This is a genomic window from Allobosea sp. NPDC055332, assembly GCF_053645455.1.
The window spans coordinates 819,742-842,281 of sequence record NZ_JBSHMO010000001.1 but is presented as its reverse complement, the minus strand read 5'-3'; the positions used below and the strand labels follow the sequence as shown (position 1 = coordinate 842,281).

The window sequence follows — 22,540 nt, the reverse complement described above, 5'->3', positions numbered from 1 at the left end:
CATTGGTAACCTGCATGGGCAGGCGACGGTTCCGCTTTCTCAGCTGCCGAGCAGGCGTGGCAGTGACGAGGCCAGCAGTGCGATGCCCGACAGCGTCAGCAGGGTCAGCACGATACGGCGGAAGGCCTGCTCGCTGATGCCGATATAGAGCTTTCCGCCGAGCAGCGAGGGGATCAGCATTGCCGGCGCGACGATGGCGAAGGCCGGCCACATCGCGCGCGTGACGTTTCCCGCCAGGACATAGCCGAGCATGGTGGCGGCGAGCATGGTCAGGTTGAAGTTCTGGACGATGGAGCGCTGCACATCCTTGTCCATGCGGCGCAATGAGCACCACAGCGTCGGCAAGACGCCGGTGAAGCCGCCGAAGCCACCCATGATGCCGCCCATCAGGCCGATCGCACCGTCCGCAATGCGCCCGCCGAAGCGGACCGGCGGCAGATGCGGAGCGAACAGCATGATCGGACACCACACCGCGAGCAGGATGCCGAGCCCGGCCTTGAACAGGTTGGCATCGACCAGCGGCAGCAGCAGGACGCCGACCGGGATGCCGGCGAGCCCGCCGAGCAGGAAGGGCCAGAGCCGGGCGAGGTCGAAGCCGCGGCGGACGGTCAGGGCTGCGATGGTCTGGCCGGTCAGCCCGCCGAAGACCGCCATGACCGCGGCGAGCTTGGGATCGAGCGTCCAGGCCCAGACCGACATGGCGACGAGGCTGAAGGCGAAGCCGGAGAGGCCCTGCACGAAGCCGGCGAGGGCGGCGCCGAGGGCAAGGCTGAGGATGATGGAGGTGTCCATCTAAGGCTTTCCAGCTGGGGCTGACAGATGGGGCAGGTGGGAGGAACCCCCTTCTCCCCTTGCGGGAGAAGGTTGGGATGAGGGGTCTCGCAACATTGCCAGATTGCCAGCAAGCCCGGTCTACATTTCCCGGAGCTTTCCAGACCTGAGCGACCCCTCATCCGTCTCGGCTTCGCCGAGCCACCTTCTCCCACAGGGGGAGAAGGGGAGCGCTCGCAATCGGAAAGTGGCGAGCTACTTCTTCGCCTCCGGCTTGGCCGGCGGGTTCGGGTCTTTCGAGAAGGCGCGGAAGACCATGTCGGGCGAGGAGGTGTTGTGGCGCGAATGGGTGGTGCGGCCCATCCAGACATCGGTCGCCTTGCCGCCGGTGAACGGCATCAGCGGCTCCTCGCGCCAGCCCTTGGCGCCGGGCTCGCGGATGGCGATGCGGGCGACGTCGTTGTTGAACTCGGTGACGTACATCGAGCGCAGCGCGGCGAAGGCCTTGCCGCCGGTCACCGGCTTGTCGAGCACGGCGTCGAGCACCATGCGGTTCTCGTCGACGCTGTCGAGCTTGAGCGTGCCGGAAGACCCATCCTTGAAGGCGAGCTTGAAGGAGAGCGTCTTGGGGTCGAAGGCGATTTCCTTGATGTTCACCACCGGCCGCGCGCCGTCCTGCTCGACCGGGCCGAACAGGAAGGAGGAGCCATAGGCTGCGGCCGAGAGCTGCTGCGGCGGCAGCGGCCGGACGCGCCAGTAACCGTCCTGCGGATAGACGACGAGCACTTCATAGGAACCGGTCTTGCCGAGCTTCCAGAGCTGGACGAGGTGCAGACCCTTCTCGACGCGGTCGCCGACCCGGAAGGTCGTCTCGGCCGGGCGCCAGAAGCTCTCGAAGGTGTAGCCGACGAGCCAGTACTCGATGCTCTCGTAGAAGGTGATGCGCTGCGGCGGCACCGGCGCCTTGTGGACGGGATCGCCGCTCATGTCGCAATCGGTCCAGTCGGCGTCCCAGTTGTCGCGCAGCAGGCCGGCGATATAGGCCGGGTGCGCCGCCTCGATGCGGAAGCGCCTGACCTCGGGCGAGATCGCCTTGATGGTGACGTTGTCCTTCTCGGCGCAGGCGACCTGTTCCGACTCGTTCTTGACCTCGACGGCGACATCGCCGGCGGCCAGCGCGCCATTGGCGGCAAGGATGAGGGAGAGCGAAACCGTGAGCGAACGGACGAGGCTGCGCATGACCATCCTTCGATTGAGCGGCTGCGGGGCCGCAATCCTGGATAAGGCGAGATGAATGCAGGCTGGCTGGCGCCGATCCACCTCGTGATGCGCTCCTCATAGAGAAGGCCACGCGCCGATGAAAGCGCGTGGCCCGGGATCCGCCATCAGGCGGATGTCAGGTTTGTCACCGGAGCGGCCGGTCAGGCCTTCCGCTCCAGCTCTTCGGCAGGCGTGCGGCCGAGCCGGTAGAGGTTCTGGAGGAGAGCCTCCAGGCCGGCCCCATGACCTGCGGTGTGCAGGTCGATGCGGCCGACCTTCTCGACCAGCTTCTCGAGCGCCTCGAGCTCCTTGAGGCGAACGAGCAGCGGGTTGTCCTCCATCAGGCGCGCCGTGTTGAGGAGCGAGCGGGTCGCCGCCGTCTCCTCCTGGCGGCGGATCAGGTTGGCCTTGGCCACCCGCTCCGCCTCGACGACCTTGTTGAGGAGCTCGCGCACCTCACCCGGCAGGATCACGTCCTTGATGCCGAGCTCGGTGATCTCGACACCGAACGCGGCGATCCGCTCTCGCACATAGGCCTTGATCTCGGCATCGATGGCGGCGCGGGCCGCTAGGATGTCGTCGAGCGCCCGGGTCGCGATCGCCTCGCGCACCGCGAACTGCACCAGCCGGTACAGCGTCGTGGCGAGATCGTTCGTCGCTGCAGCGAGCTTCCGCGCGTCGGTGACGCGGTGGAAGGCCGTCAGCGTGACGCGCAGCGCGATCCGGTCCCTGGTCAGGATCTCCTGGGCGGTGATCTCGACCGGCTGGGGCCGCAGATCGACCTTGGCGATCCTGACCGTACGGCCGACCTGCCAGAAGGCATGGCGACCGGGCCGGAGCTCGTCGACCAGCACGCCGTCGACGAAGAGCAGGCCGACCTCGTGCGCCTCGACGATCGCGAGCGTGACCAAAGGCGAGCGCGTCAGGTCGAGCCTGTCGAGATGACGGGGCTCGACCGCGAGAACGGCCCGGGTGTCGATCAGCTCGCTCTCGACCCGCGTGACGCAGGTCCAGAAGGCGCGCGTCTGCAGCGGCGCGAGGAAGTGCCGGGGCTGACCGTCCAAGGTGACGATCGCGACCTCGCCCGGACCGGTGCGCACGACATGGAGATGCCGCGTGACGAAGTCCGGATGGCCCTTCTCGTAGACGCTGAGCTGCTCGGCCGGCAGCTCGGTGCCGACGACAGGGACGATGTCGACGGTCAGCCGGCGCATGGGATCGAGCAACACGTGGCGGCCGGGCTCGAGCAGGCGCTCGAACTTGCCGTCGCGCCGGAGCAGGCCGCGCTCGTTCTCGGCGATCTGCGCCGTCAGGCGAAGAATATGTCGCGTCATCGTCATCTCCATAGGCTTGGCCTCCCGCAGCCCTTGCCGCGAGGCGCCGTTTGCGGCCGGGGCGGCACCACGCCACTCCGGCAAACTCGAAAAATAGGTCACCGCCCCACCTTCCAGCGCGGCCGTTGCGGGTCATGGCTTGAAGGCCGCCGGGCGCGCACGGGACTTCGGGCGGCGCACCATCGCCCGAAAGCGAAGGCTTGCCGCGCCGTGTCGACGGCGGTTTCGGCGGCCGGTATCCGCCATGACGCGGAGCACCGGGCACGCTTGCCGCTCCAGCCCTCGCGGCCACCGAAGCGGCAGGTCGGGTCGTCACGGCGCGGAAAGCAAGGCGGCTTCCCGATTGGACCTTCGCTGTTCAGGCGAATGGTTTGGAACGAAGGATTCGAACCCTCGACAACAAGAACCTGACTCTTGCGCTCTACCAGACTGAGCTAGTTCCATGACCCCGGACGGATTTGAACCGCCGACCTCCCGGTCCTGAACCGGGCGCTCTACCAGACTGAGCTACAAGGCCTTCCCTCCGGCGCGGAACACACTCCCCGCAAAGCGGTGTGCGCCAGCCTGGGCTCGGCGAGCCAGGACCCGAGGCGTCCGAAGGGAGGGCTGCTCTAAGGGCAGAGGTGACCTTGCGCAAGCTGGGAATTGCTGGAGTGCGATCACCTTTGGTAACCGAGTGTGAAAACTTAGGCGGCTCCCCCGCTGATCTTGCGACATCGGGAGCACTTGCGGTCGCCTTCGGGATCGCGCCCAACTGAGCATGCTGACGCGGCCCGGGGCGGTGATCGATGCAGGTGCAATTGCTGGCCGCCGGCGTGCTGATGATCCTGATCGGCATCGCCCATTCCGTGATCGGCGAGATCCTGATCTTCCGGCAGCTGCGGGCGGGAACGATCGTGCCGCTGCTCGCTCCGCCGCCATTGCGCGAGCGGCATCTGCGCATCCTCTGGGCGAACTGGCACCTGTGCTCGGTGCTCGGCTGGGCGCTGGCAGCGCTGCTGATCCTGTTCGCCACATCGCCCGATCTGCCGGCGCAGGCCCTCCAGATACGGATCATCGCAATCGCGACCTTCGCCGGCTCGGTCCTTGTGCTCTACGCGACCAAAGGCCGGCATCCCGGCTGGCTCGGCCTGCTCATCGCCTCCGGATTGGCTTGGATCGGGCAGAGCGGCGCTTAGGTCTCAGCGCGACAGCAGCGCGTAGACGTCGCCGGAATTCGCCTCGTGCGGCAGATCGCGGAGATGCTCGCGCATCGCCTCGGCGTCAACCGCTTCGGGGAAGACGAGTTGCTGGCTCTCGCCGAGCGCGACGTTGAAGCGATAGGGCCCGAGCGCCGCGAGCCGGGCGAGGCAGCCTTCCGCGACATCGCGCTGGATCGTGGTGAACTCGAAGGAGAGGGCGGGCGGCGTCTGCGAGAGGCCGGCGAGGACATGCGCCTCGAAGCCCTCGACATCGATCTTGATGAAGGCCGGCTGCCCATATTCGCCGATCAGCGCATCGAGCGTGGTGCAGGGCACGGTGAGCTCGCGATCCCAGACCTGCTCGCGCCAGCCATCCTGGCCATGGGCGGCATCGACGAACTCGCCCGAGAGGGTCGAGACGGTCGGGTTCGCGCTGTTGATCCGGAGCGTCGCGCTGCCCTCGCTGTCGCCGCAGGCCGCCTCGACCAGGTTCACCTTGGGATCGCGGCCATGGATCAGGCGCAGCGCCCTTGCTGGCCCCGGTTGCGGCTCGAGCGCGACGACGCGGGCCCCCAACCGGCGGAAGGAGGAGATGCGGTCGCCGACATGGGCGCCGATATCGAAGGCGAGGTCGCCCGGCCGCAGGAAGCGGGCATAGAGCGAATCCATCGCCGCCTTGCGGGTGTGGTCGCCATGGTAGACGCGCAGCGAGCGCGAGAGGCTCCTGGCCGTGCCCCTGGGATAGGCGACCGGCTTCATCGCGCCTTGCCGCCCTGGATCGCGACGATCTCGGCCGGCGGCTCGAAATCCTCGGGAATGCCGCAGAGGCCGGTGCGGACGAAGAGGGTGCCCAGTGCCGGCGCCGCGGTCAGCATGGCGAAGGGGATGGCGAGGACGTAACCGGCGGTCAGCGGCAGCGACCAGATCAGCACGGTCGGTGACAGCAGCGCGAGCGTGCCGAAGATGTAGAGCCCGAAAAGCAGATGCGGCCACAGGCCGGCGAAGGCGGTGGCGAAGGAGAGGGCGTGGGCATCGCGCGCCTGGCCGTTCCAGCCGATCCTCGCCTTGCCGAAGGCGAGGCCGATCATGAACAGCGTCGTCCGGAAGGTCGAGACCGCGCCCTGCAGGAAGGCGAAGACGATCTCGATCAGCGAGGAGATGATGAAGCGCAGCGTTCCGCCATAGCGCTTCGTGCCATCCTTCGTCAGCAGGATGTCGGCGAAGCCGGCGAGCTTCGGCGACAGGTACATCGCGAAGAACAGCACATAGAGAAAGGCGGCGAAGCCGGCCGGGTAGTCGGCGATGCCGCGATCCTCCAGCACCTTCAGCGGCAGGAGCGCGATCATCAAGGTCCAGGCGGGCAGGCCGATGAACATCAGGATCGCCCAGGCGAGCTGGAAGCGGCTCATCGCCTTGAGGCCGGGGATGTCCATGATCTTCAGGTACTGCAGATTGCCGAGGCACCAGCGCAGGTCGCGCCGGGCGAATTCCAGCATGGTCGGCGGGTTCTCCTCCCAGCTGCCGGCCTCGACCGGGAGCACGCGGACCTCGTAGCCAGCGCGCCGCATCAATGTCGCCTCGACCTGGTCATGGCTCATGATCGGCCCGCCGAGCGGCGGCCCACCCGGCACGGTCGGCAGATGGCAATGATCGCGGAAGGGGGCGATCCGCACAAAAGCGTTGTGACCCCAGAACGGGCCGCATTCGCCGATCCACCAGGCCGAGCCCATGGTGTAGGGCCGCATGCCGTGGCGCATGCCGAACTGGAAGATGCGGGCAAACGCGGACTTGCTCGGCATGCCGACGACCAGGCTCTGCAGGATGCCGAGCTTGGGATAGGCCTGCATCATCCGGGCGAGCTTCACGATCGCTTCGCCGGACATGACGCTGTCGGCGTCGAGCGGCAGCATCAGTTCGTAGCGATCGCCCCAGCGCTCGCAGAATTCGCGGACATTGCCGGCCTTGTAGCCGGCATTGTCGCTGCGGCGGCGATAGACGATGGTGCAGTCCTCGCCCGCGTCACGGGAAAGCTCGGCGGCAAGCGCCTCTTCCTGCGCCGCGACCGCGGGATCGTTTGTATCGGACAGCACGAAATAATCGAACCAGCCGCCCTCGCCGGTGGCGTTGAGGCTTTCCTTGACCACCCGCAGCCGCGCGAAGGCGCGGGCCGGGTTTTCGTTGCGCAGCGTCATCAGTACGGCGGTGCGGAGCGCGAGCGGCGTGTCGGCCTCGCCTGCGGCAGCGAAGGGCGCGACCTGATCGAGTCCGTCTTTCGTGCCATGCAGCAGCCAGAGCCCGATCACGGCGTTCCAGAAGCCGAGCACCGTCCAGGGCGCGCCGAACAGGAAAGCGATGAAGATCGCGATATCGGCGAGGCTCCAGCCGCCGGCCGAGAGCACATGCGCCAAGCCATAAAGAAGGGCCGCGAGCGTCAGGAGGTTCAGGGTCGCGACGAGCCAGCGCCGCGCCCGCAAGGCCCGGACCGATTGCAGTCCAGCGGGCGTCAGCCTGCTGTCCTCTTGCGCCGCCGCCTGGAACGTGGTCGGAGCGGGGCGCTGGTTCATGGCGGTTTCCGTCATGGGCTCGATAAGGCTGGCGGGGAACGGCGCGGAGGGCGATGCGTGGTAAAGCCGGCAATTGCGAACGAAGCAAGCGCGCAGGCGACCGCGCTCTGGTATGCCGCCGCGCGTGAATGCGTCCTGAACACCGAAGAGTTGCCGGCCCCGGGGCCGGGGGACTGCCTTGTACGCACGCTCTGGAGCGGCATCAGCCGTGGCACCGAGCGGCTGGTCTTCGAGGGCCGTGTTCCCGAAAGCGAATATGAGCGCATGCGGGCCCCTCTCCAGCAGGGCGCGTTCCCTTATCCCGTGAAATACGGCTACTGCGTCGTCGGCACGGTGGATGCGGGGCCGGAGAACCTGCTCGGGCGGACGGTGTTCTGCCTGCACCCGCATCAGGATCGCTTCGTCGTGCCGTTGGAACGCCTGGCATTGGTGCCTGAGGCCGTTCCGGCGAAGCGCGCCGTGCTCGCCGCCAACATGGAAACCGCGCTCAACGCGCATTGGGATGCCGGCTCCGGTCCAGCCGACCGCATCGTCGTGGTCGGTGGCGGCGTGCTCGGCCTGCTCGTTGCGTATATCGCGGGCAAGCTGCCAGGGGCCGAGGTGACTTTGGTCGATGTCGACGAGAGCCGTGCCGGGCTCGCTGAGATGCTGGGCTGTCGGTTCGCACTGCCGTCAGACTGTCCGCAGGATGCCGACCTCGTCTTCCATGCCAGCGCCAGCGCGGCCGGTCTTGCCACCGCGATCGGGGCCGCGGCGTTTGAAGCGCGCATCGTCGAATTGAGCTGGTATGGCGAGGGCGGCGTCGCCGCGCCGCTCGGCGGCGCCTTCCACGCCCGGCGCCTGCAACTCGTCTCCTCGCAGGTCGGGCAGGTCTCGCCATCGCGACGGGCGCGCTTCGACTATGCCCGCCGCATGCAGGCGGCGCTGGCCTTGCTGGCGGATGAGCGGCTCGATGCGCTGATCACCGACGAGATCGCGTTCAGGGATGCGCCGGCGCGCCTGCCGGCCCTGTTCGTCGGCGCGGGGCTGACGGCCGTCCTGCGCTATTGACGCGACGCCCCGGGGTTCGCCAAGACTGCGCGCGCTGAAGGAGACCGCCGCATGTTTTCCGTCGAAGTCCGCGATCGCATCATGATCGGCCACTCGCTGCCCGATCCGTTCTTCGGCCCGGCGCAGGCGATGCATGGCGCGACCTTCGTCGTCGACGTCGCCTTCTTCCGCGAGAACCTCACGCGCCAGAACGTGGTGGTCGATATCGGCGCGGCGCTCACCGTGCTGAACGAGACGCTGAAGCCGCTGAATTACAAGAACCTCGACACGCTGCCGCAATTCGAGGGCGTGCTGACCACTACCGAATTCCTCTGCAAATACATCTTCGACGCGATGGCGCTCGCAGCCCGCACCGGCAAGCTCGGAGCGGATGCGGCCGATCTCGCAAAAATCCGCGTCATCCTGCACGAGACCGATCTGGCCAGGGCGAGCTATGAGGGCGTGCTCGCGTGAGCGAGATCGTCTTCGCCATTCCCGGCGATCTCTCGCTGCCGACCGGCGGCTATGCCTATGACCGGCGGCTTCTTGCCGAATGGCGCGAGATGGGCGTCGCGGCGCGGCATCTGCCGCTGCCGGGAAGCTTCCCCAATCCGAGCGCGGCCGATCTCGCTGAGACCGGTGGCGCGATCCTGTCGCAACCTTTCGACAGCGTGCTGCTGATCGACGGGCTCGCCTATGGCGCCTTTCCGGAGAGCATCGCGGCGGGGCTCGCGGACCGCATCATCGCGCTGGTGCATCACCCGCTCGGTCTGGAGACCGGGCTGTCGCCGGTGCAGGCGGCGGAGTTCGTCGGGCGCGAGACGGCGGCGCTGCGCCATGCGGCTGCCGTCGTTGTTTCCAGCGAGACGACCAAGCGGCTGCTCGTCACCGATTTCGCGGTGCCGGCGGAGAAGATCACGGTGGCCGAGCCCGGCGTCGATCCGGCGGAGCGGGCTGTCGGCTCTGGGGGCGAGAGCGTCGAATTGCTGGCTGTCGGCTCGCTCGTGCCGCGCAAGGGCTATGATGTTCTCATCGCGGCGCTGGAGGGGCTGGCCGACAAGCCCTGGCGTCTCACCATCGTCGGCTCGGACGATCGCGCTCCTGCGACCACAGTCGAGCTGAAGGCGCAGATCGCCGCCGCCGGGCTGTCCGGGCGGATCGTGCTCGCCGGAGCTTTCCGGCAGGACGAGCTCGACGCCGCCTATGCCAAGGCCGATCTCTTCGTCATGCCCTCGCTGTTCGAGGGCTATGGCATGGTGCTGACCGAGGCGCTGGCGCGCGGCCTGCCGATCCTGTGCACCACGGGCGGAGCGGCAGCGGAGACGGCTCCCGACGAGGCTGCATTGAAGGTGCCGCCGGGCGATGTCGCGGCGCTGCGGGCCGGGCTGGCGCGGTTGATCGATGGTGCGGATGAGCGCCGGCGCCGGGCCGATGCCGCCTGGCATTCGGCGACCACATTGCCGCGCTGGCGCGGGACTGCGACGATCGTCGCCGAGGTGTGCGCAAAGGTATCCCGATGAGCGGATTTTCCCCCGATTGGCTCGCCTTGCGCGAACCGGCCGACCATGCCGCGCGCAACCCGCAGGTGTTGGCCGCTGTGGGCTCGACCTTCGCCGGGCGGCAATCGCTCTCGATCATCGATCTCGGCAGCGGTGCCGGCTCCAACCTGCGCGGCAGCTACAGCGTGCTGCCCGTTCGCCAGCACTGGACGCTGGTCGATGCCGATAGCCGACTTCTCTCCGTCGCGCGGCGCAAGCTCGCCGAATGGGCCGACGGGGCACAGGAGCAGGGCGAGGAGCTCGTCCTGCGCAAAGACGACAAGACGCTGACGGTCGATTTCCGCCAGGCCGACCTGACCAAGGAGCTCGAATGGGTGCTCGGCTGGCAGCCCGACCTGGTCACCGCCGCAGCGCTGTTCGATCTCGCCTCGCCGCGCTGGCTCGAACGCTTCGCCGCCTCGCTCGTCAGCATGAGGCTGCCGCTCTACACCGTGCTGACCTATGACGGGCGCGAGAGCTGGGAACCGGCGCATCCGGAAGACCAGCGCATGCTCGCCGCCTTCAACCACCATCAGCATGGCGACAAGGGCTTTGGCCCCGCCGCCGGGCCCGATGCCACCGAAGCGCTGGCCCAGGCCTTCCGCAAGGCGGGCACAGCGGTCACGGTTGGTGAAAGCCCGTGGCAGCTCGGAGCAGGCCAGCCCGATCTGATCCGCGAGCTGGCGGCCGGGATTGCAGCCGCCGTCGCCGAGACTGGCCATGTCGCCCCGGAGGCGATCGCAAGCTGGCTGGAAGCCAAGCGCGGTGCCTCCGTGATCATCGGCCATCAGGATCTGTGGGCCCGGCCGGTGTGAAGCCATTGCCAATCACGCCGAATTCGGCCATGCCGCGATCCCGATCATGACCTCTCTTCCTCTCACCATCCGCCAGGAACTGCCGGGCGATGCCGCGGCAATCGAGCGCCTGCACGAGCGCGCCTTCGGGCCGGGACGCTTTGCGCGCACGGCTTTCCGTCTGCGCGAGGGCGCACCGGCCGATCCGGCGCTGTCCTTTGCCAGCCATGTCGGCACCTTCCTCGTCGGCGCAGTCCGGGTGACGCCGATCCTGGCCGGTGGCGCGCCGGCCTTGATGCTCGGGCCGCTCACCGTCGATCCCGCCTTCGAGGGGCGTGGCATCGGCGCGGCGCTGATGAACGCTGCGATCGAGGCGGCGCGCGAGCACGGCCACGAGCTGATCCTGCTAGTGGGCGATGCGCCCTATTACGCCCGCTTCGGCTTCAAGCCGGTGAAGCCGGGGCAGCTCGTCCTGCCCGGCCCGGCCGATCCGGGGCGCTTCCTGGCGCTGGAGCTGAAGGATGGCGTGCTGGCGCAGCGCAGGGGCGCGGTGGCGGCGCTGCGCTGATCAAGCCTCGCGCTTGAACCTGCGCCCGCTCTCGCCGATCCAGCCGGCGACCAGCGCCCCGAACAGGATGGCAAGGCCGATCAGCCCGACGAAGAGCGGCGAGATCGAGACGCCGCGGACGATGCCGGAATCGCTGATGCGCAGGCCGATCCAGTCGGCGCCGGCGAACTGACGCCCGGAGCGCACCGGCACGATGCGCGGGATGGTGACGCCCGAGCCGTTCTCCTGCCCGATCCGGCGCGAGGAGCCGCCGGTCGCCTCGGCCAGGCCCTGGAGCTTGCCGGGATCGCTGACCACTTCCATCAGCTCGCGCGGATTCTCCGGGCCAACGCTGGCGAAGGCGGTGAGGTTCTCGGTGGTGACCTTGTGCAGGCCGAACTCGCTTGCTGCGGTGCGGGCGACGAAGAGGCCGGGGCGGCCGGCCTCGAAGGGCACGGTGCGGGTCGAACCGTCGGGCGCGGTGATGATCGCGGGAGCGGGATTGTCGCCGAGCGTCTGGCGTTCGATCTCGATGTTGCGGCCGCGGGCGCTGGCGCGCAGCGCCTCCTCCTCAAGGTCCGGCTCCTTCATCAGCCAGTGGCCGAGCCGGCGCAGCAGATCGAGATGCGGGCCGCCATCGCGGAAGCCGCGGGCCCAGAGCCAGGCATGGTCTGAGAGGAAGAGTGCGACGCGGCCCTTCTGCTCGCGCGCCAGCAGCAGGAGCGGTCGGTCGCCGGGGCCGGTCATCACGGTCGAGCCCGAGCGGGCGCGGGCGCCGACCAGGCGCAGCCACTCGCCCCAGCGCGGCGGCTCGACCTCGGAGCCCGGCAGGTCGCGGGTGACCGGGTGGCGCTTGCCGGGCTCGCTGACTCTTGCGCGATAGGCCTCATCGAAGACGCTGCCATCGGGCTGCGCCGGCAGGATCTGGCCGAGCGGGGTGCGCGCCAGCGACTGGGCGCCGGAATATTCCGGTCCAGCCGCGATCAAGAGGGCGCCGCCGTCGCGGACATAGCGGACGATGTTATCGAAATAGACCAGCGGCAGGATCGACTGGTTGGCGTAGCGGTCGAAGATGATGAGGTCGAAATCCTTGATCTTGACCTGGAACAGCTCGCGCGTCGGGAAGGCGATCAGCGAGAGCTCGTTGATCGGCGTGCCGTCCTGCTTCTCCGGCGGGCGCAGGATAGTGAAGTGGACGAGGTCGACATTGGCGTCGGCCTTGAGCAGGTTGCGCCAGGTGCGCTCGCCCGGGTGCGGCTCGCCCGACACCAAAAGCACGCGCAGCTTGTCGCGGACGCCCTCGATGGTGATGACCGCGCGGTTGTTGGCGAGCGTCAGTTCGTTGTCGAGGGGAGCCGCCTCGATCTCGATCACATTCGGGCCGCCGCGATCGATGCGGACCGGAACCTGGACCGTCTGACCGGCGATCGCCTCGCGCCGCGCGATGATCTCGCCATCGCGACGCACCGTGATCGCGGCGCGGCCCGGCCCGCCCTTCTCGACGACGCGCAGGCGAACGTTCTGCTCCTTGCCGACGATGCCGAAGCGCGGCGAATCGACCAGCACGATGCGCCGGTCGATCTCGCGCTCGCGGCCGGTGGTCAGGACGTGGAGAGGGGCGCGCAGGCCGAGCGCCTCGGCAGTGGTAGGCGCGTCATGGGCGAGGCCGTCGGTCAGCAGGATCGCCCCGGCGACACGCTCGGACGGGACGTCGGCGAGGCCGGAGGCGAGCGCCTCGAACAGGCGGGTGCCGTCGCCGGCGCCCTGCTGATCGGTGACCTCGATCGTCCGCGCCTCGACGCCGGAGATGCCGCGCAATTGCCGCTCGATCTCGGCCTGGGCGGCCTGCGTCTGCTGCGTGCGATCGGCGAGGCGGTTCGAGGCGGATTTATCAACGACGACGGCGACGACGTCCTTGACCGGCTCGCGATCCTCGAAGACCAGCGAGGGGTCGGCCAAGGCGATGGCGAGCACGGTGAGCGCCAGCGCCCGCAGGATCGCGCCGCGCCCAGCCAGCATCAGCGCCATGCCGGCGGCGACCGCGGCCAGAACGGCAAGGCCGATCAGCAGCGGCAGCGGGACGAGCGGGGCGAAGGTCAGGCTCCACATCAGGCGGGATTTCCTTCGCTACTGGCCGAGGCGTTCGAGCAGGGCCGGGACGTGGACCTGGTCGGCCTTGTAGTTGCCGGTCAGCGCGTACATCACGAGGTTGACGCCGGCACGCAGCGCCATCTCGCGCTGGCGCGGATCGGAACCGGACATCGGCACGAGCGCCTCACTGCGCCGCCCGACGGCCCAGGCGGCGGCAAGATCGTTCGAGGTGATCACGATCGGCGAGACATTGTCGCCGGCGCGGGCCGGGCGGCGGCCGTCCTCGCTGGCGGGCGGCAGCACCTCGACCCAGGTCGTGCCGCTGTCGTAGCGGCCGACGAAGCCGTCGAGGATGTAGAAGGTCTTGGTCAGGACGTGGTCGCGCGGGATCGGCTCCAGCTCGGGGATGTCGAGCGTCTGCAGCATGCGGCGCAGCTGATCGCCCTCCGGCGTGGTGCCCCCGCCGGGACGGGTGCTCATCGCGTCGCGGGTGTCGAAGATCACCAGCCCGCCGCCCTTCATATAGGCCTCGACCTTGCGCAGCGTCTCGGCCGAAGGGATCGGACGGCCGGCGACCACCGGCCAGTAGAGGATCGGGTAGAGAGCGAGCTCGTCGCGGGCGACATCGACGCCGGCCGCCTCGCCCGGCTCCAATGCGGTGCGGGCGCCAAGCACGATGTTGAGGCCGGCCATGCCGGCCTTGGACATGTCGTCGACCGCACGATCGCCGGTGACGACATAGGCGAGCCGGGTCGCGCTCGCGGCGGTGACGAGGTCGCGCGTCACCGGCGGGCGTTGATCGGCCGGTGGGGCAGGGGGCGCCGGCTGCTGCTGCGCCTGTGCTGCGTCCGGAGCGGGCACGGCTGCGAGAGCGAAAGCGAGGAGCAGCGCTGCGGGCGCGGCCCGGCGGAAGCGGGCAAGATTCATCCGGCCTCCGAGCCAGAGCGTCGCCAGCGTATCGGCGACGAGCAGGAGCAGCGCCAGGACGAGGAGCTGCGGGCGGATATCGCGGGCGACCGGCTGGTCGATCGGCAGCATGGGAGCGCCGAGCGCGGCGAGGTCGAGCGCCGTGAGCGTGTCGGTGGGCGCGAGCGTGTTGACCGCCATGGCGCCATCGGTCGGGCCATAGATGCCGGGCGGATGGGCGAGCGTGGCGCGGCCGGTGAAGTTGCGGGCGACGGGCTGGGCGGTCGCCGGCGGCGAGCGGAAGGCGCCCTGGCCGTCGAGCACGCGCGTCGGCGACAGGGTTTCAACGCGGATCTCGCCGTTTTGTCCCTCGGTGGCGCTGGTGCCGGACATGGCGACGACCTTGCGCAGCATCTCGACGAACAGGCCCGACAGCGGCAGGTTCGACCAGGTGGTGTCGGCGGTGACATGGACCATGGCGAGCACGCCGTCGCCGCGGCGCTCGCCGGTGACGACGGGCGTGCCGTCCTCCAGCGCTGCCCAGGTCTTGCGGGCAAGGTCGGGCTCGGGTTCGGCCAGGATCTGGCGGGTGACGCGGACATCCTCGGCCAGAGACGAGCCGAAGAACGGGCTCTCGCGAGTGAAGGGCGCGAGCTTGCGCGGCGTCTCCCAGGAGAGGCCGCCGCCGAGCGTGCGGCCGCCGCGGCGCAGGCGCACCGGCGTCAATTCGTCGGAGGAGGCGGCGAGGCGCGCGCCGGCAAAGCGCAGCAGCACGCCGCCGCGCTCGACGAAGGCCGAGACCTTGGCGGCGGTGTCGCCATCGAGCGCGCCGATATCGGCGAGGATCAGGACGGAGAGGTTCTGCGCCAGCAATTCGCCGACCGGGTCAGTCGAGCCGGCGCGGGGCTCACGGATCTCGGCGAAGGGGGAGAGCGCGCGCGAGACGTAATAGGTCGGCGAGAGCAGCGGCTGGGCGGTGTCGGCGGTGGCGCCGGAGACGACGCCGACACGGCGGCGCTTGGCGCGGTCGTCGAGCAAAGCGACGGCGCCGGCGCTGCGTTCGCCGGTGATCTCCAGCCGCGAGACGGCGTTGCGGACCTCGATCGGCAAGGTCAGGCGCGCGGTGGTCTCGAGCTCGTTGCCGCCGAAGACGAAAGGCGCATCGCCGAGCGGCAGGCCCTTGAGATCGAGGGCGCGGACCTGGCCGCTTGCCGCGGCGTTCGTCGTCGGGCGCAGCACCTTGACGGTCAGCGCGCCGGCGAGGTTCTCGGGCGCGGCAAGCGCGCGCTGGTCTGCCGGGCCGGCATGGATCGACAGGCGGCTCGCGCCGGCTTCCCGCTTCAGCCGGGCAAGGAAATCGGCATCGCCGCCGCCGATGCCGAGCCCGTCGGCGACCCAGACCGTCTCGGCCTGGGGCTGAGCGCGCCAGAACGCTTCGAGCCGCTGGAGATGAGCGCCGCGATCGGGCGTATGCGGCTGCAGGCCAAGCGCGCGCAGGCGTTCGAGCGCGCCTTGCGGTTCAGCGAGCGCGATCTCGGCCGGCGCCTCGGCAAGGCCGACGACCGCGACGGGCCGGCCTTCGCGCCCGGCAGCCATGATGCGGCTTTCGGCGATGGCCTGGCGCTCCAGCCAGTCAGTCGCGGCGCCAAAACCATTGTCGACCAGGAGCAGCAGCGGGCCGCGCAGGGCGGCCGCGTCGCGCACCGGGTTCCAGACCGGGCCGGCGACGGCAAGGATCGCCAGCGCCGCCACCGCCATGCGCAGCGCCAGCAGCCACCAGGGCGTATGCGCCGGCGTCTCGCGTTGCGGGATCAGGTCGCGCACGATCTTCAACGGCGGAAAGTCGATGCGCTTCGGCCGCGGCGGCGTCACCCGCAGGATCAGCCAGAGCACCGGCAGCAGGGCGAGCGCGATCAGGGCCAGCGGCGCGGAGAAGGCGATCGGTAGCGATGACAGCATCGTCCTCTCCTCCCGTCAGCCGGCCGGCCCGCCGCGCGAGGCGGCGATCAGGCTGGCGATGCGCAGGACGCCTTCGCTGGCCGGACGGTCGGTCCGGTGCAGGGTCAGCGTCCAGCCGGCATGGCGGCAGGCCTCGCGGATGGCGTCGCGATGAGCCTGCAGCCGCTCGCGATAATCCTCGCCCCATTTGCCGGCATCGCCGACCCGCAGCGTCAGGCCGTCCTCCAGGTCGAACAGTTCGGCCTGGCCGGAGAAGGGGAAGGTCTCCTCGATCGGGTCGACGATCAGGAGGATATGGCCCTTGGCGCCGCTGCTCGCCAGCGTGGCGATGCGCTTGGCCAGCGCCGCGGCCGGCGTCAGTCCGTCGGTGATCAGGATCGCGTCGGCGAGGCGCGGCAGCGGCTCTTCCGGCGGCAGGTCGGCCTCGCTGTTGCGTCGGTCGGCGACGATCGCCTGCGCCAGCAGTTCGACGATGCGGCGCGAGGCCATCGGCCGGGTCAGGCCGAGATGGCCGACGCGCTCACCGGCCTCGACCAGTGCCTCAGCCAGAGCGAAGCCGGCGATCAGGGCGCGGTCGACCTTGCTGGCCAAAGCGAGCGAGGAGGAAAAGCCCATCGAGGGCGAACGATCGATCCAGAGCCAGATCGCGTGCGAGGCCTCCCATTCGCGCTCGCGGACGAAGAGATGGCCGTCGCGAGCCGAGCGGCGCCAGTCGATGCGCGAGGCGGCCTCGCCGGTGACCAGCGGCCGGTATTGCCAGAAGGTCTCGCCGGGGCCGGAGCGCCGGCGGCCATGGATGCCGTGCACGCTCGCCGAGACCCGCCGCGCCTCCAGCACCAGCCGGGGCAGGCGGGCGGCAAGATCGAGCGACGCCTTGAGGACCGGCTGGCCCGGCTGGCGCTCGGTTTGGCCGAGGACGCGGGTGCGCAGCATCAGAATGCCCTCAACCCAGACGCTCCACCAGCTTGGCGACGATACCTTCGACGGTCTCGCCATCGGCGCGGGCGGCGAAGGTCAATGCGATACGATGCTTCAGGACCGGGGCGGCGAGTGCGGCGACGTCGTCGACGGAAGGAGCGAGCCGGCCTTCGACGAGAGCGCGGGCGCGGGCGGCGAGCGTCAGCGCCTGGCTGGCGCGCGGGCCGGGGCCCCAGGCGAGCTTGTCTGTGATCGCCTTCTCGCCGTCGCCGGGACGGGCCGAGCGGACGAGATCGAGGATCGCATCGACGACAGCCTCGCCGACCGGCAGGCGGCGCACCAGCCGCTGCGTCGACATCAAGGTCTCGGCCGTCATCGCCTGCACCGGCTTGTGCTCGGCAGCGCCGGTGGTCTCGAGCAGGATGCGGCGCTCGGCCTCGCGGTCGGGATAGCCGACATCGATCTCGAGCAGGAAGCGGTCGAGCTGGGCTTCCGGCAGCGGATAGGTGCCTTCCTGCTCGATCGGGTTCTGGGTCGCGAGCACATGGAAGGGCGCCGGCAAGTCGTGGCGCTCGCCGGCGACGGTCACGTGGTGCTCCTGCATCGCCTGCAGCAGGGCCGACTGGGTGCGGGGCGAGGCGCGGTTGATCTCGTCCGCCATCAGCAGCTGGGCGAAGACCGGGCCCTTGATGAAGCGGAAATGACGCTTGCCGTCGGCGCTCTCGTCGAGCACCTCGGAGCCGAGAATGTCGGAAGGCATCAGATCGGGCGTGAACTGGACGCGCCGGGCCGAGAGGCCGAGCACGGTGCCCATCGCCTCGACGAGCTTGGTCTTGGCGAGGCCGGGCACGCCGACGAGCAGGCCATGGCCGCCGGCGAGCAGGGTGATCAGCGAGAGATCGACGACCTTCTGCTGGCCGAAGATGACCTGGCCGATCTCGGTGCGGGCGGCGCCGATCGCGGCGAGCGCCGCCTCCGCCGCCTCGACCACGCCGGTGTCGAGGTTGATCGGGGCATTTGCATCGCGGGCCTGGGCATCACGGGCTTGCGCCACCATGTCGATCTCCTTCAGCCTCGCCGTCGCGCGGCCTTCCTGTCCGATTCCAGACTCTGACCCTCGCGGGGAGCATGCTCAAGAGGCAGAGGGCGGCGGTGCACAACAGTCCGCTTCACGATTATGTAGAGTTCAAGGCGAGAGAGCGATGCAACTGGCATGCCGATGACGAAAGCGCGAGGTGACGTGACCGGAGAGCCCGCGGCCGCGATGAACCGGCTGCTGAGCGCGCTCGGGACCGGCTCTTTGCGCGGGCTGCCGCCGGTGGAGCGCTGGAACCCCCCCTTCTGCGGTGATCTCGACATGCGTATCGCTGCGGACGGTACCTGGTTTTACCTCGGCACGCCGATCGGCCGGCCGGCGCTGGTCAAGCTGTTCTCCTCGGTGCTGAAGCGCGAGGGCGAGGATTACTTTCTCGTGACCCCGGTCGAGAAGGTCGGGATCAGGGTCGAGGATGCGCCGCTGCAGGCGGTCGAGATGGCGGTGGAGGGCGAGGGCGAGAAGCGCAGCATCGCCTTCCGGACCCGCACCGACGATCTGGTGACGGTCGGGCCCGACAATCTTTTGCGCTTCGAGAGGGCTGCGAACGAGGGCGTGAAGCCTTATGTGCATGTCCGGCGCGGGCTCTGGGCCCGGCTCACGCGGGCGCTGACCTTTGATCTCCTGGCGCTCGGTGAGATCAGCGAGATCGACGGGCAGGCGCAGTTCGGTATCGCGGCCGGCGGAGCCTTCCATGTCGTCGCGCCGGCCAGCGAGATCGAGGGACTGTGATGCAGCATCTTGCGAAACGTCTGGCCGAGACGGCGTTCTGGAATGGCGGCGACCTCGAGGCGCTGCTGCTGCATGCGCTGCGGGCCGAGCCGCCGGCCCATGGCGACCTGATCGCGCGGCCGCGCGGCGACCACGACCTCCAGTCCGAGCCGATCGACATCCCCGACGAGGCGAGCGCGATCGAGGCGGCGGTGCTGATCCCGATCGTGTTGCATCCGGGCGAGCCGACCGTGCTGTTGACCCAACGCGCCGCGGCGCTGCGCAAGCATTCGGCGCAGATCGCGTTCCCGGGCGGGCGCATCGACGCCACCGACGGCTCGCCATTGATCGCGGCCCTGCGTGAGGCGGAAGAAGAGATCGGGCTTGCCCCGGACAAGGTCAGGGCGGTCGGCTATCTCGACGCCTATCTCACCGGCACCGGCTATCGCGTCACGCCGGTGGTCGGGCTGGTCGAGCCGCCGCTGGTGCTGACGATCAACCCGCACGAGGTCGACGAGGCCTTCGAGACACCACTCTCCTTCCTGCTCGATCCGGCCAATCATCAGCGCCATGGCCGCGAATTCAGGGGGCGCCACCGCACCTACTATGCGATGCCGCATGGCGATCGCTATATCTGGGGAGCGACGGCCGGCATGATCCGCAATCTCTATGAGCGGCTGGCCGGTTAGAGCCTGTTCCGATCAGCTTGCGTTGCAAGCGGATCGGTAAAACGGTCTCTATCTAAAGTGAGAGACGGATTCACCGATCAGATTGAAACAATCTGATCGGATCCGGCTCTGGAGAGGTTACGCCGAATGCTGCGCACGCTGATCGAGGAGTTCCTGCTCTTCGTCCTGCCTTTCTGCCTGTTCGCGGGCTATCTCGTGATCCGGCGGCGCAATCCGTTCGATGTCGAGCATTGGAGCGGCCATCTGTTCTGGCTGTCGGTGACCGGGCTCGTGTTCGGCATCGCCTCCCTCATCTATGCCGGGGTCGTCGCGCCGCGGCATACCGGGCCATTCGTGCCGCCCCATGTCGAGAACGGCCGGCTGGTTCCCGGCGAATTCGACGACCGGCCGAAGCGATGACCGGCGTCGGGCGTGACCGCGTCGCCGCGCTGTTGGCGCGCCCCGATGCCGCTGCGCTGCTGGCTGCGCTGAACCGGGATGGCGAGGAGGCACGGGTCGTCGGCGGCGCCGTCCGCAATGCGCTGCTCGATCAGCCCGTGGCCGATATCGACGTCGCGACGACCTGCCTGCCGAAGGAGACGATGCGGCGTGCGCGTGCCGCGGGGTTCAAGGCGGTCCCCACCGGAGTCGAGCATGGCACGGTGACCGTCGTGATCGGCGGCGCGCCCTTCGAGGTCACGACGCTGCGCCGCGATGTCGAGACCGATGGCCGCCATGCTGTCGTCGCCTTCGGTCGGGATTTCCGCGAAGACGCTCTCCGGCGCGACTTCACCATCAATGCGCTCGGGCTCGATGCTGTGGGCGTGCTGCACGACTATGCCGATGGGCTCGCCGATCTGGCGGCGCGGCGCGTGCGCTTCATCGGCGCGGCAAGCGAGCGGATCGCCGAGGATTACCTGCGCATCCTGCGCTTCTTCCGCTTCCATGCCCGCTACGGCGTCGGCGAGCCGGACCGCGCTGCGCTCGATGCCTGTATCGCCGGGCGTGCCGGCCTCGGCGGATTGTCGCGCGAGCGGGTCTGGGCGGAACTGCGCAAGCTGCTCGTCGCACCGCGGGCGGCCGAAACGCTGCAGGCCATGGCTGGTGCGGGGCTATTGATGTCGGTGATCGGCGGCGTGCCACGTCTCTCCCGCTTTGCCGCGATTGCCGACGTCCCGGGGGACAATGTCTACCCGGCTTTCAGACTGGCGGCGCTGGCGGTCGCGGTCGGCGAAGATGCGTTCAGGCTGCGCGAGGGGCTGCGGCTGTCGAATGCGGAGTTCGAGCGGATTTCCGGCATCGCCGCCGCGCTGGAGGCGCTGTCGGGGCGTGGAGGGCGGCCGGAGATCGCCAGGCTGCGGCGGCTGGCTCATCGCATCGGAGCGGATGCGGTGGCGGGCGGGCTGGTGCTGCTGGGGACGGACGGGACGGCGGCGGACCCTCTGGCCCTGATCGTCGAGCTGGCGCGGACGCCACCCTTCCTGCCGACCGGCAAGGATGTGCTGGCGCTCGGTGTCAGCGCCGGCCCGCAAGTCGGGCAGGTGCTCGATGCCGCGCGGGAGGCCTGGATCGGGGCCGGCTGTCCGGCCGGGCGGGATGAGCAGGCTGCACTGCTGGCCAGCGCGGTGTCGTCATTGCGAGGAGCGTGAGCGACGAAGCAATCCAGGAGTTAGGGAGCTCTACGCCTCCCTGGATTGCTTCGCTCCGCTCGCAATGACGGTGATTACGGCCACCTGACCGTCGGCGGCATCGAGGACAGGATCGAGGCGACATTGCCGCCGGTCTTCAGCCCGAAGATGGTGCCGCGGTCGTAGAGCAGGTTGAACTCGACATAGCGGCCGCGGCGGACCTGCTGCTCATGGCGCTCGGCCTCGGTCCAGGGCTTGGCCAGGTTACCGCGCAGGATGCTTGGGTAGATGTCGAGAAAGGCCTCGCCCACCGCCTTGGTGAAGGCGAGATCGGCTTCGGGATCGCCCGACCAGAGATAGTCGTAGAAGATGCCACCGATGCCGCGCGGCTCGTTGCGGTGCTTCAGATGGAAGTACTCGTCGCACCAGCTCTTGAAGCGCCCGTAGTCGGCGACGCCGGCATGAGCTTCGCAAGGCGCGCGCATTGCGGCGTGGAAGGCCTGCGCATCGGGATCGTCCTGCGTACGCCTGCGGTCGAGCACCGGGGTCAGGTCGGCGCCGCCGCCGAACCAGGGCTTGGTCGTGACGACGAAGCGGGTGTTCATGTGCACGGTCGGCGCATGCGGATTCCAGGGATGGGCGATCAGCGAGATGCCGGTGGCGTGGAAGCGCGGATCCTCGGCTGCGCCCGGGATCTGGGCGGCGAATTCCGGGGCGAAGCTGCCATGCACGGTCGAGACATGGACGCCGACCTTCTCGAAGACGCGGCCGGACATCAGCGCCATGACGCCGCCACCGCCCGGAGCGCCGTCATGATTGCTGCGCTGCCAGGGTGTGCGCACGAAGCGGCCGGGCTTGTCGGTCTCGGGCGGGAAGGGGCCGGCTGTCTCGTCCTCGATCTGTTCGAAGGCGGCGCAGATGCGGTCGCGCAGGCTTTCGAACCAGGCGCTGGCGCGCGGCTTCATGGCCTCGACGATAGCGGGTTCGACGGCAGTGGTTTGCGTGGCTTGTCCGGTCATGGGCGATCTCTTTGTCAGGCGTCGGCCGGCGCGGGATAGGCACCGAGCTGGCGCAGCGCCTCGCCCACTACCATCGCTGCGGCCATGGCGACATTGAGCGAGCGCAAATCGCGGCGCATCGGGATGTGCACGCTTCCTTCGGCCGCGGCATAGACCTCCGGCGGCACGCCAGCGGATTCGCGGCCGACCATGACGATGTCGCCAGGCTGGAAACCGAAGTCCGTATGGGCGCAGGCGCCGTCGGTCTCCGCCAGGACAAGGCGATGGCCGGCTTCCCGCCGCCAGGCCTCGAAGGCGCGGAAGCTGTCATGGCGCGTCACCGCGGCCCGCTCGAGATAGTCCATGCCGGAGCGGCGGAAATTGCGGTCGGAGACGTCGAAGGCGGCCGGCTCGACGATGTCGACGGCGACGCCGAGGCAGGCCGCCAGGCGGATCATGGTGCCGGCGTTCTGCGGGATGTCGGGCTGGTAGAGGGCGAGGCGCAGCATGGCGAGCGTCATCCGCGCTGCGCCCGCTATCGTCAAGCTTC

At 69.2% G+C, this 22,540-nt stretch carries 21 protein-coding genes and 1 tRNA gene; 10 read left to right on the top strand and 12 right to left on the bottom strand.

From position 1 onward, the window contains the following. Positions 1-39: 39 nt before the first annotated feature. From ACWIGM_RS04325 to ACWIGM_RS04310, 4 genes are all read right to left on the bottom strand, one after another. Positions 40-792, bottom strand: coding sequence for a sulfite exporter TauE/SafE family protein (locus tag ACWIGM_RS04325; RefSeq protein ID WP_454024685.1), 753 nt, complete (start codon positions 790-792; stop codon positions 40-42). Positions 793-1,026: 234 nt separating this feature from the next. Then, positions 1,027-2,010 (bottom strand): hypothetical protein, encoded by a 984-nt coding sequence (locus ACWIGM_RS04320; RefSeq protein WP_454024684.1) that lies wholly within the window; start codon positions 2,008-2,010, stop codon positions 1,027-1,029. Between the two features lie 182 nt (positions 2,011-2,192). Beyond that, positions 2,193-3,365, bottom strand: coding sequence for a slipin family protein (locus ACWIGM_RS04315; RefSeq protein ID WP_454024683.1), 1,173 nt, complete (start codon positions 3,363-3,365; stop codon positions 2,193-2,195). Between the two features lie 443 nt (positions 3,366-3,808). Then, a tRNA-Leu gene (locus tag ACWIGM_RS04310) sits at positions 3,809-3,882 on the bottom strand. A gap of 271 nt (positions 3,883-4,153) precedes the next feature. On the opposite strand from ACWIGM_RS04310, the gene ACWIGM_RS04305 reads away from it, so the two are divergent. Continuing rightward, a complete protein-coding gene (locus ACWIGM_RS04305) occupies positions 4,154-4,543 on the top strand; it encodes a hypothetical protein (RefSeq protein ID WP_454024682.1) in 390 nt (129 codons plus the stop codon). 3 nt (positions 4,544-4,546) lie between these two features. Here ACWIGM_RS04305 and ACWIGM_RS04300 read toward each other — a convergent pair whose 3' ends face one another. Next, positions 4,547-5,305 carry an FkbM family methyltransferase gene (locus ACWIGM_RS04300; RefSeq protein ID WP_454024681.1) on the bottom strand — a complete coding sequence of 253 codons (759 nt, stop codon included), beginning with the start codon at positions 5,303-5,305 and terminating at the stop codon, positions 4,547-4,549. Then, positions 5,302-7,110 (bottom strand): glucans biosynthesis glucosyltransferase MdoH, encoded by a 1,809-nt coding sequence (gene mdoH, locus ACWIGM_RS04295; RefSeq protein ID WP_454024680.1) that lies wholly within the window; start codon positions 7,108-7,110, stop codon positions 5,302-5,304. Before mdoH ends, ACWIGM_RS04300 begins: the two co-directional genes overlap by 4 nt. Before the next feature lie 57 nt (positions 7,111-7,167). Between mdoH and ACWIGM_RS04290 the strand changes: the two genes are divergently transcribed. The 5 genes from ACWIGM_RS04290 to ACWIGM_RS04270 are packed head-to-tail and all read left to right on the top strand — an operon-like array spanning position 7,168 to position 11,039. After that, positions 7,168-8,160, top strand: a complete 993-nt coding sequence (locus ACWIGM_RS04290; RefSeq protein ID WP_454024679.1) for a zinc-dependent alcohol dehydrogenase — start codon at positions 7,168-7,170, stop codon at positions 8,158-8,160. Positions 8,161-8,211: 51 nt separating this feature from the next. Further along, positions 8,212-8,613 (top strand): 6-pyruvoyl trahydropterin synthase family protein, encoded by a 402-nt coding sequence (locus tag ACWIGM_RS04285; RefSeq protein WP_454024678.1) that lies wholly within the window; start codon positions 8,212-8,214, stop codon positions 8,611-8,613. Next, positions 8,610-9,659 carry a glycosyltransferase family 4 protein gene (locus tag ACWIGM_RS04280; protein WP_454024677.1) on the top strand — a complete coding sequence of 350 codons (1,050 nt, stop codon included), beginning with the start codon at positions 8,610-8,612 and terminating at the stop codon, positions 9,657-9,659. The genes ACWIGM_RS04285 and ACWIGM_RS04280 overlap by 4 nt, the downstream gene beginning before the upstream one ends. Beyond that, positions 9,656-10,492: an SAM-dependent methyltransferase gene (locus ACWIGM_RS04275; protein WP_454024676.1), complete on the top strand. Its 837-nt coding sequence runs from the start codon at positions 9,656-9,658 to the stop codon at positions 10,490-10,492. The genes ACWIGM_RS04280 and ACWIGM_RS04275 overlap by 4 nt, the downstream gene beginning before the upstream one ends. 46 nt (positions 10,493-10,538) lie before the next feature. Then, positions 10,539-11,039, top strand: a complete 501-nt coding sequence (locus tag ACWIGM_RS04270; protein ID WP_454024675.1) for a GNAT family N-acetyltransferase — start codon at positions 10,539-10,541, stop codon at positions 11,037-11,039. Here the strand turns inward: ACWIGM_RS04270 and ACWIGM_RS04265 are convergent, their stop codons facing one another. From ACWIGM_RS04265 to ACWIGM_RS04250, 4 genes are read right to left on the bottom strand one after another with little or no spacing between them, the layout of a single operon-like run. Then, the gene (locus ACWIGM_RS04265) at positions 11,040-13,127 is read right to left on the bottom strand and encodes a hypothetical protein (protein ID WP_454024674.1); all 2,088 of its coding nucleotides are present in this window, start codon (positions 13,125-13,127) and stop codon (positions 11,040-11,042) included. A gap of 18 nt (positions 13,128-13,145) precedes the next feature. After that, positions 13,146-15,971, bottom strand: a complete 2,826-nt coding sequence (locus ACWIGM_RS04260; protein WP_454025443.1) for a DUF4159 domain-containing protein — start codon at positions 15,969-15,971, stop codon at positions 13,146-13,148. Positions 15,972-15,989: 18 nt separating this feature from the next. After that, a complete protein-coding gene (locus ACWIGM_RS04255) occupies positions 15,990-16,907 on the bottom strand; it encodes a DUF58 domain-containing protein (RefSeq protein WP_454024673.1) in 918 nt (305 codons plus the stop codon). A 10-nt stretch (positions 16,908-16,917) separates the two neighbouring features. After that, a complete protein-coding gene (locus tag ACWIGM_RS04250; protein ID WP_454024672.1) occupies positions 16,918-17,949 on the bottom strand; it encodes an AAA family ATPase in 1,032 nt (343 codons plus the stop codon). 162 nt (positions 17,950-18,111) lie between these two features. On the opposite strand from ACWIGM_RS04250, the gene ACWIGM_RS04245 reads away from it, so the two are divergent. The 4 genes from ACWIGM_RS04245 to ACWIGM_RS04230 all read left to right on the top strand — a co-directional run bounded on the left by ACWIGM_RS04245 (position 18,112) and on the right by ACWIGM_RS04230 (position 21,013). Further along, positions 18,112-18,717, top strand: a complete 606-nt coding sequence (locus tag ACWIGM_RS04245; RefSeq protein ID WP_454025442.1) for a DUF1285 domain-containing protein — start codon at positions 18,112-18,114, stop codon at positions 18,715-18,717. After that, positions 18,717-19,385, top strand: a complete 669-nt coding sequence (locus tag ACWIGM_RS04240) for a CoA pyrophosphatase (RefSeq protein WP_454024671.1) — start codon at positions 18,717-18,719, stop codon at positions 19,383-19,385. The genes ACWIGM_RS04245 and ACWIGM_RS04240 overlap by 1 nt, the downstream gene beginning before the upstream one ends. A gap of 126 nt (positions 19,386-19,511) precedes the next feature. Beyond that, complete coding sequence (locus tag ACWIGM_RS04235) at positions 19,512-19,784, top strand: DUF6111 family protein (protein ID WP_454024670.1); 273 nt, start codon at positions 19,512-19,514, stop codon at positions 19,782-19,784. Further along, positions 19,781-21,013: a CCA tRNA nucleotidyltransferase gene (locus ACWIGM_RS04230; protein ID WP_454024669.1), complete on the top strand. Its 1,233-nt coding sequence runs from the start codon at positions 19,781-19,783 to the stop codon at positions 21,011-21,013. The genes ACWIGM_RS04235 and ACWIGM_RS04230 overlap by 4 nt, the downstream gene beginning before the upstream one ends. A gap of 74 nt (positions 21,014-21,087) precedes the next feature. Here the strand turns inward: ACWIGM_RS04230 and hemF are convergent, their stop codons facing one another. Both hemF and ACWIGM_RS04220 read right to left on the bottom strand, forming a co-directional pair. Next, positions 21,088-21,957, bottom strand: a complete 870-nt coding sequence (gene hemF / locus ACWIGM_RS04225; RefSeq protein ID WP_454025441.1) for an oxygen-dependent coproporphyrinogen oxidase — start codon at positions 21,955-21,957, stop codon at positions 21,088-21,090. A gap of 68 nt (positions 21,958-22,025) precedes the next feature. Then, positions 22,026-22,499 (bottom strand): tRNA (cytidine(34)-2'-O)-methyltransferase, encoded by a 474-nt coding sequence (locus tag ACWIGM_RS04220; protein ID WP_454025440.1) that lies wholly within the window; start codon positions 22,497-22,499, stop codon positions 22,026-22,028. Between the last annotated feature and the right edge of the window lie 41 nt (positions 22,500-22,540).

Excerpts from the sequence above, each read along its gene's own strand:
- ACWIGM_RS04275 (WP_454024676.1), top strand. The coding sequence starts at position 9,656 with ATGAGCGGATTTTCCCCCGATTGGCTCGCCTTGCGCGAACCGGCCGAC.
- ACWIGM_RS04265 (WP_454024674.1), bottom strand. The coding sequence starts at position 13,127 with ATGTGGAGCCTGACCTTCGCCCCGCTCGTCCCGCTGCCGCTGCTGATC.
- ACWIGM_RS04250 (WP_454024672.1), bottom strand. The coding sequence starts at position 17,949 with ATGGTGGCGCAAGCCCGTGATGCCCAGGCCCGCGATGCAAATGCCCCG.
- ACWIGM_RS04220 (WP_454025440.1), bottom strand. The coding sequence starts at position 22,499 with ATGCTGCGCCTCGCCCTCTACCAGCCCGACATCCCGCAGAACGCCGGC.
- ACWIGM_RS04325 (WP_454024685.1), bottom strand. The coding sequence starts at position 792 with ATGGACACCTCCATCATCCTCAGCCTTGCCCTCGGCGCCGCCCTCGCC.
- ACWIGM_RS04320 (WP_454024684.1), bottom strand. The coding sequence starts at position 2,010 with ATGCGCAGCCTCGTCCGTTCGCTCACGGTTTCGCTCTCCCTCATCCTT.
- ACWIGM_RS04245 (WP_454025442.1), top strand. The coding sequence starts at position 18,112 with ATGACGAAAGCGCGAGGTGACGTGACCGGAGAGCCCGCGGCCGCGATG.
- hemF (WP_454025441.1), bottom strand. The coding sequence starts at position 21,957 with ATGAAGCCGCGCGCCAGCGCCTGGTTCGAAAGCCTGCGCGACCGCATC.
- ACWIGM_RS04255 (WP_454024673.1), bottom strand. The coding sequence starts at position 16,907 with ATGCTGCGCACCCGCGTCCTCGGCCAAACCGAGCGCCAGCCGGGCCAG.
- ACWIGM_RS04305 (WP_454024682.1), top strand. The coding sequence starts at position 4,154 with ATGCAGGTGCAATTGCTGGCCGCCGGCGTGCTGATGATCCTGATCGGC.
- ACWIGM_RS04315 (WP_454024683.1), bottom strand. The coding sequence starts at position 3,365 with ATGACGCGACATATTCTTCGCCTGACGGCGCAGATCGCCGAGAACGAG.
- ACWIGM_RS04285 (WP_454024678.1), top strand. The coding sequence starts at position 8,212 with ATGTTTTCCGTCGAAGTCCGCGATCGCATCATGATCGGCCACTCGCTG.
- ACWIGM_RS04230 (WP_454024669.1), top strand. The coding sequence starts at position 19,781 with ATGACCGGCGTCGGGCGTGACCGCGTCGCCGCGCTGTTGGCGCGCCCC.
- ACWIGM_RS04300 (WP_454024681.1), bottom strand. The coding sequence starts at position 5,305 with ATGAAGCCGGTCGCCTATCCCAGGGGCACGGCCAGGAGCCTCTCGCGC.
- mdoH (WP_454024680.1), bottom strand. The coding sequence starts at position 7,110 with ATGAACCAGCGCCCCGCTCCGACCACGTTCCAGGCGGCGGCGCAAGAG.
- ACWIGM_RS04240 (WP_454024671.1), top strand. The coding sequence starts at position 18,717 with ATGCAGCATCTTGCGAAACGTCTGGCCGAGACGGCGTTCTGGAATGGC.
- ACWIGM_RS04270 (WP_454024675.1), top strand. The coding sequence starts at position 10,539 with ATGACCTCTCTTCCTCTCACCATCCGCCAGGAACTGCCGGGCGATGCC.
- ACWIGM_RS04235 (WP_454024670.1), top strand. The coding sequence starts at position 19,512 with ATGCTGCGCACGCTGATCGAGGAGTTCCTGCTCTTCGTCCTGCCTTTC.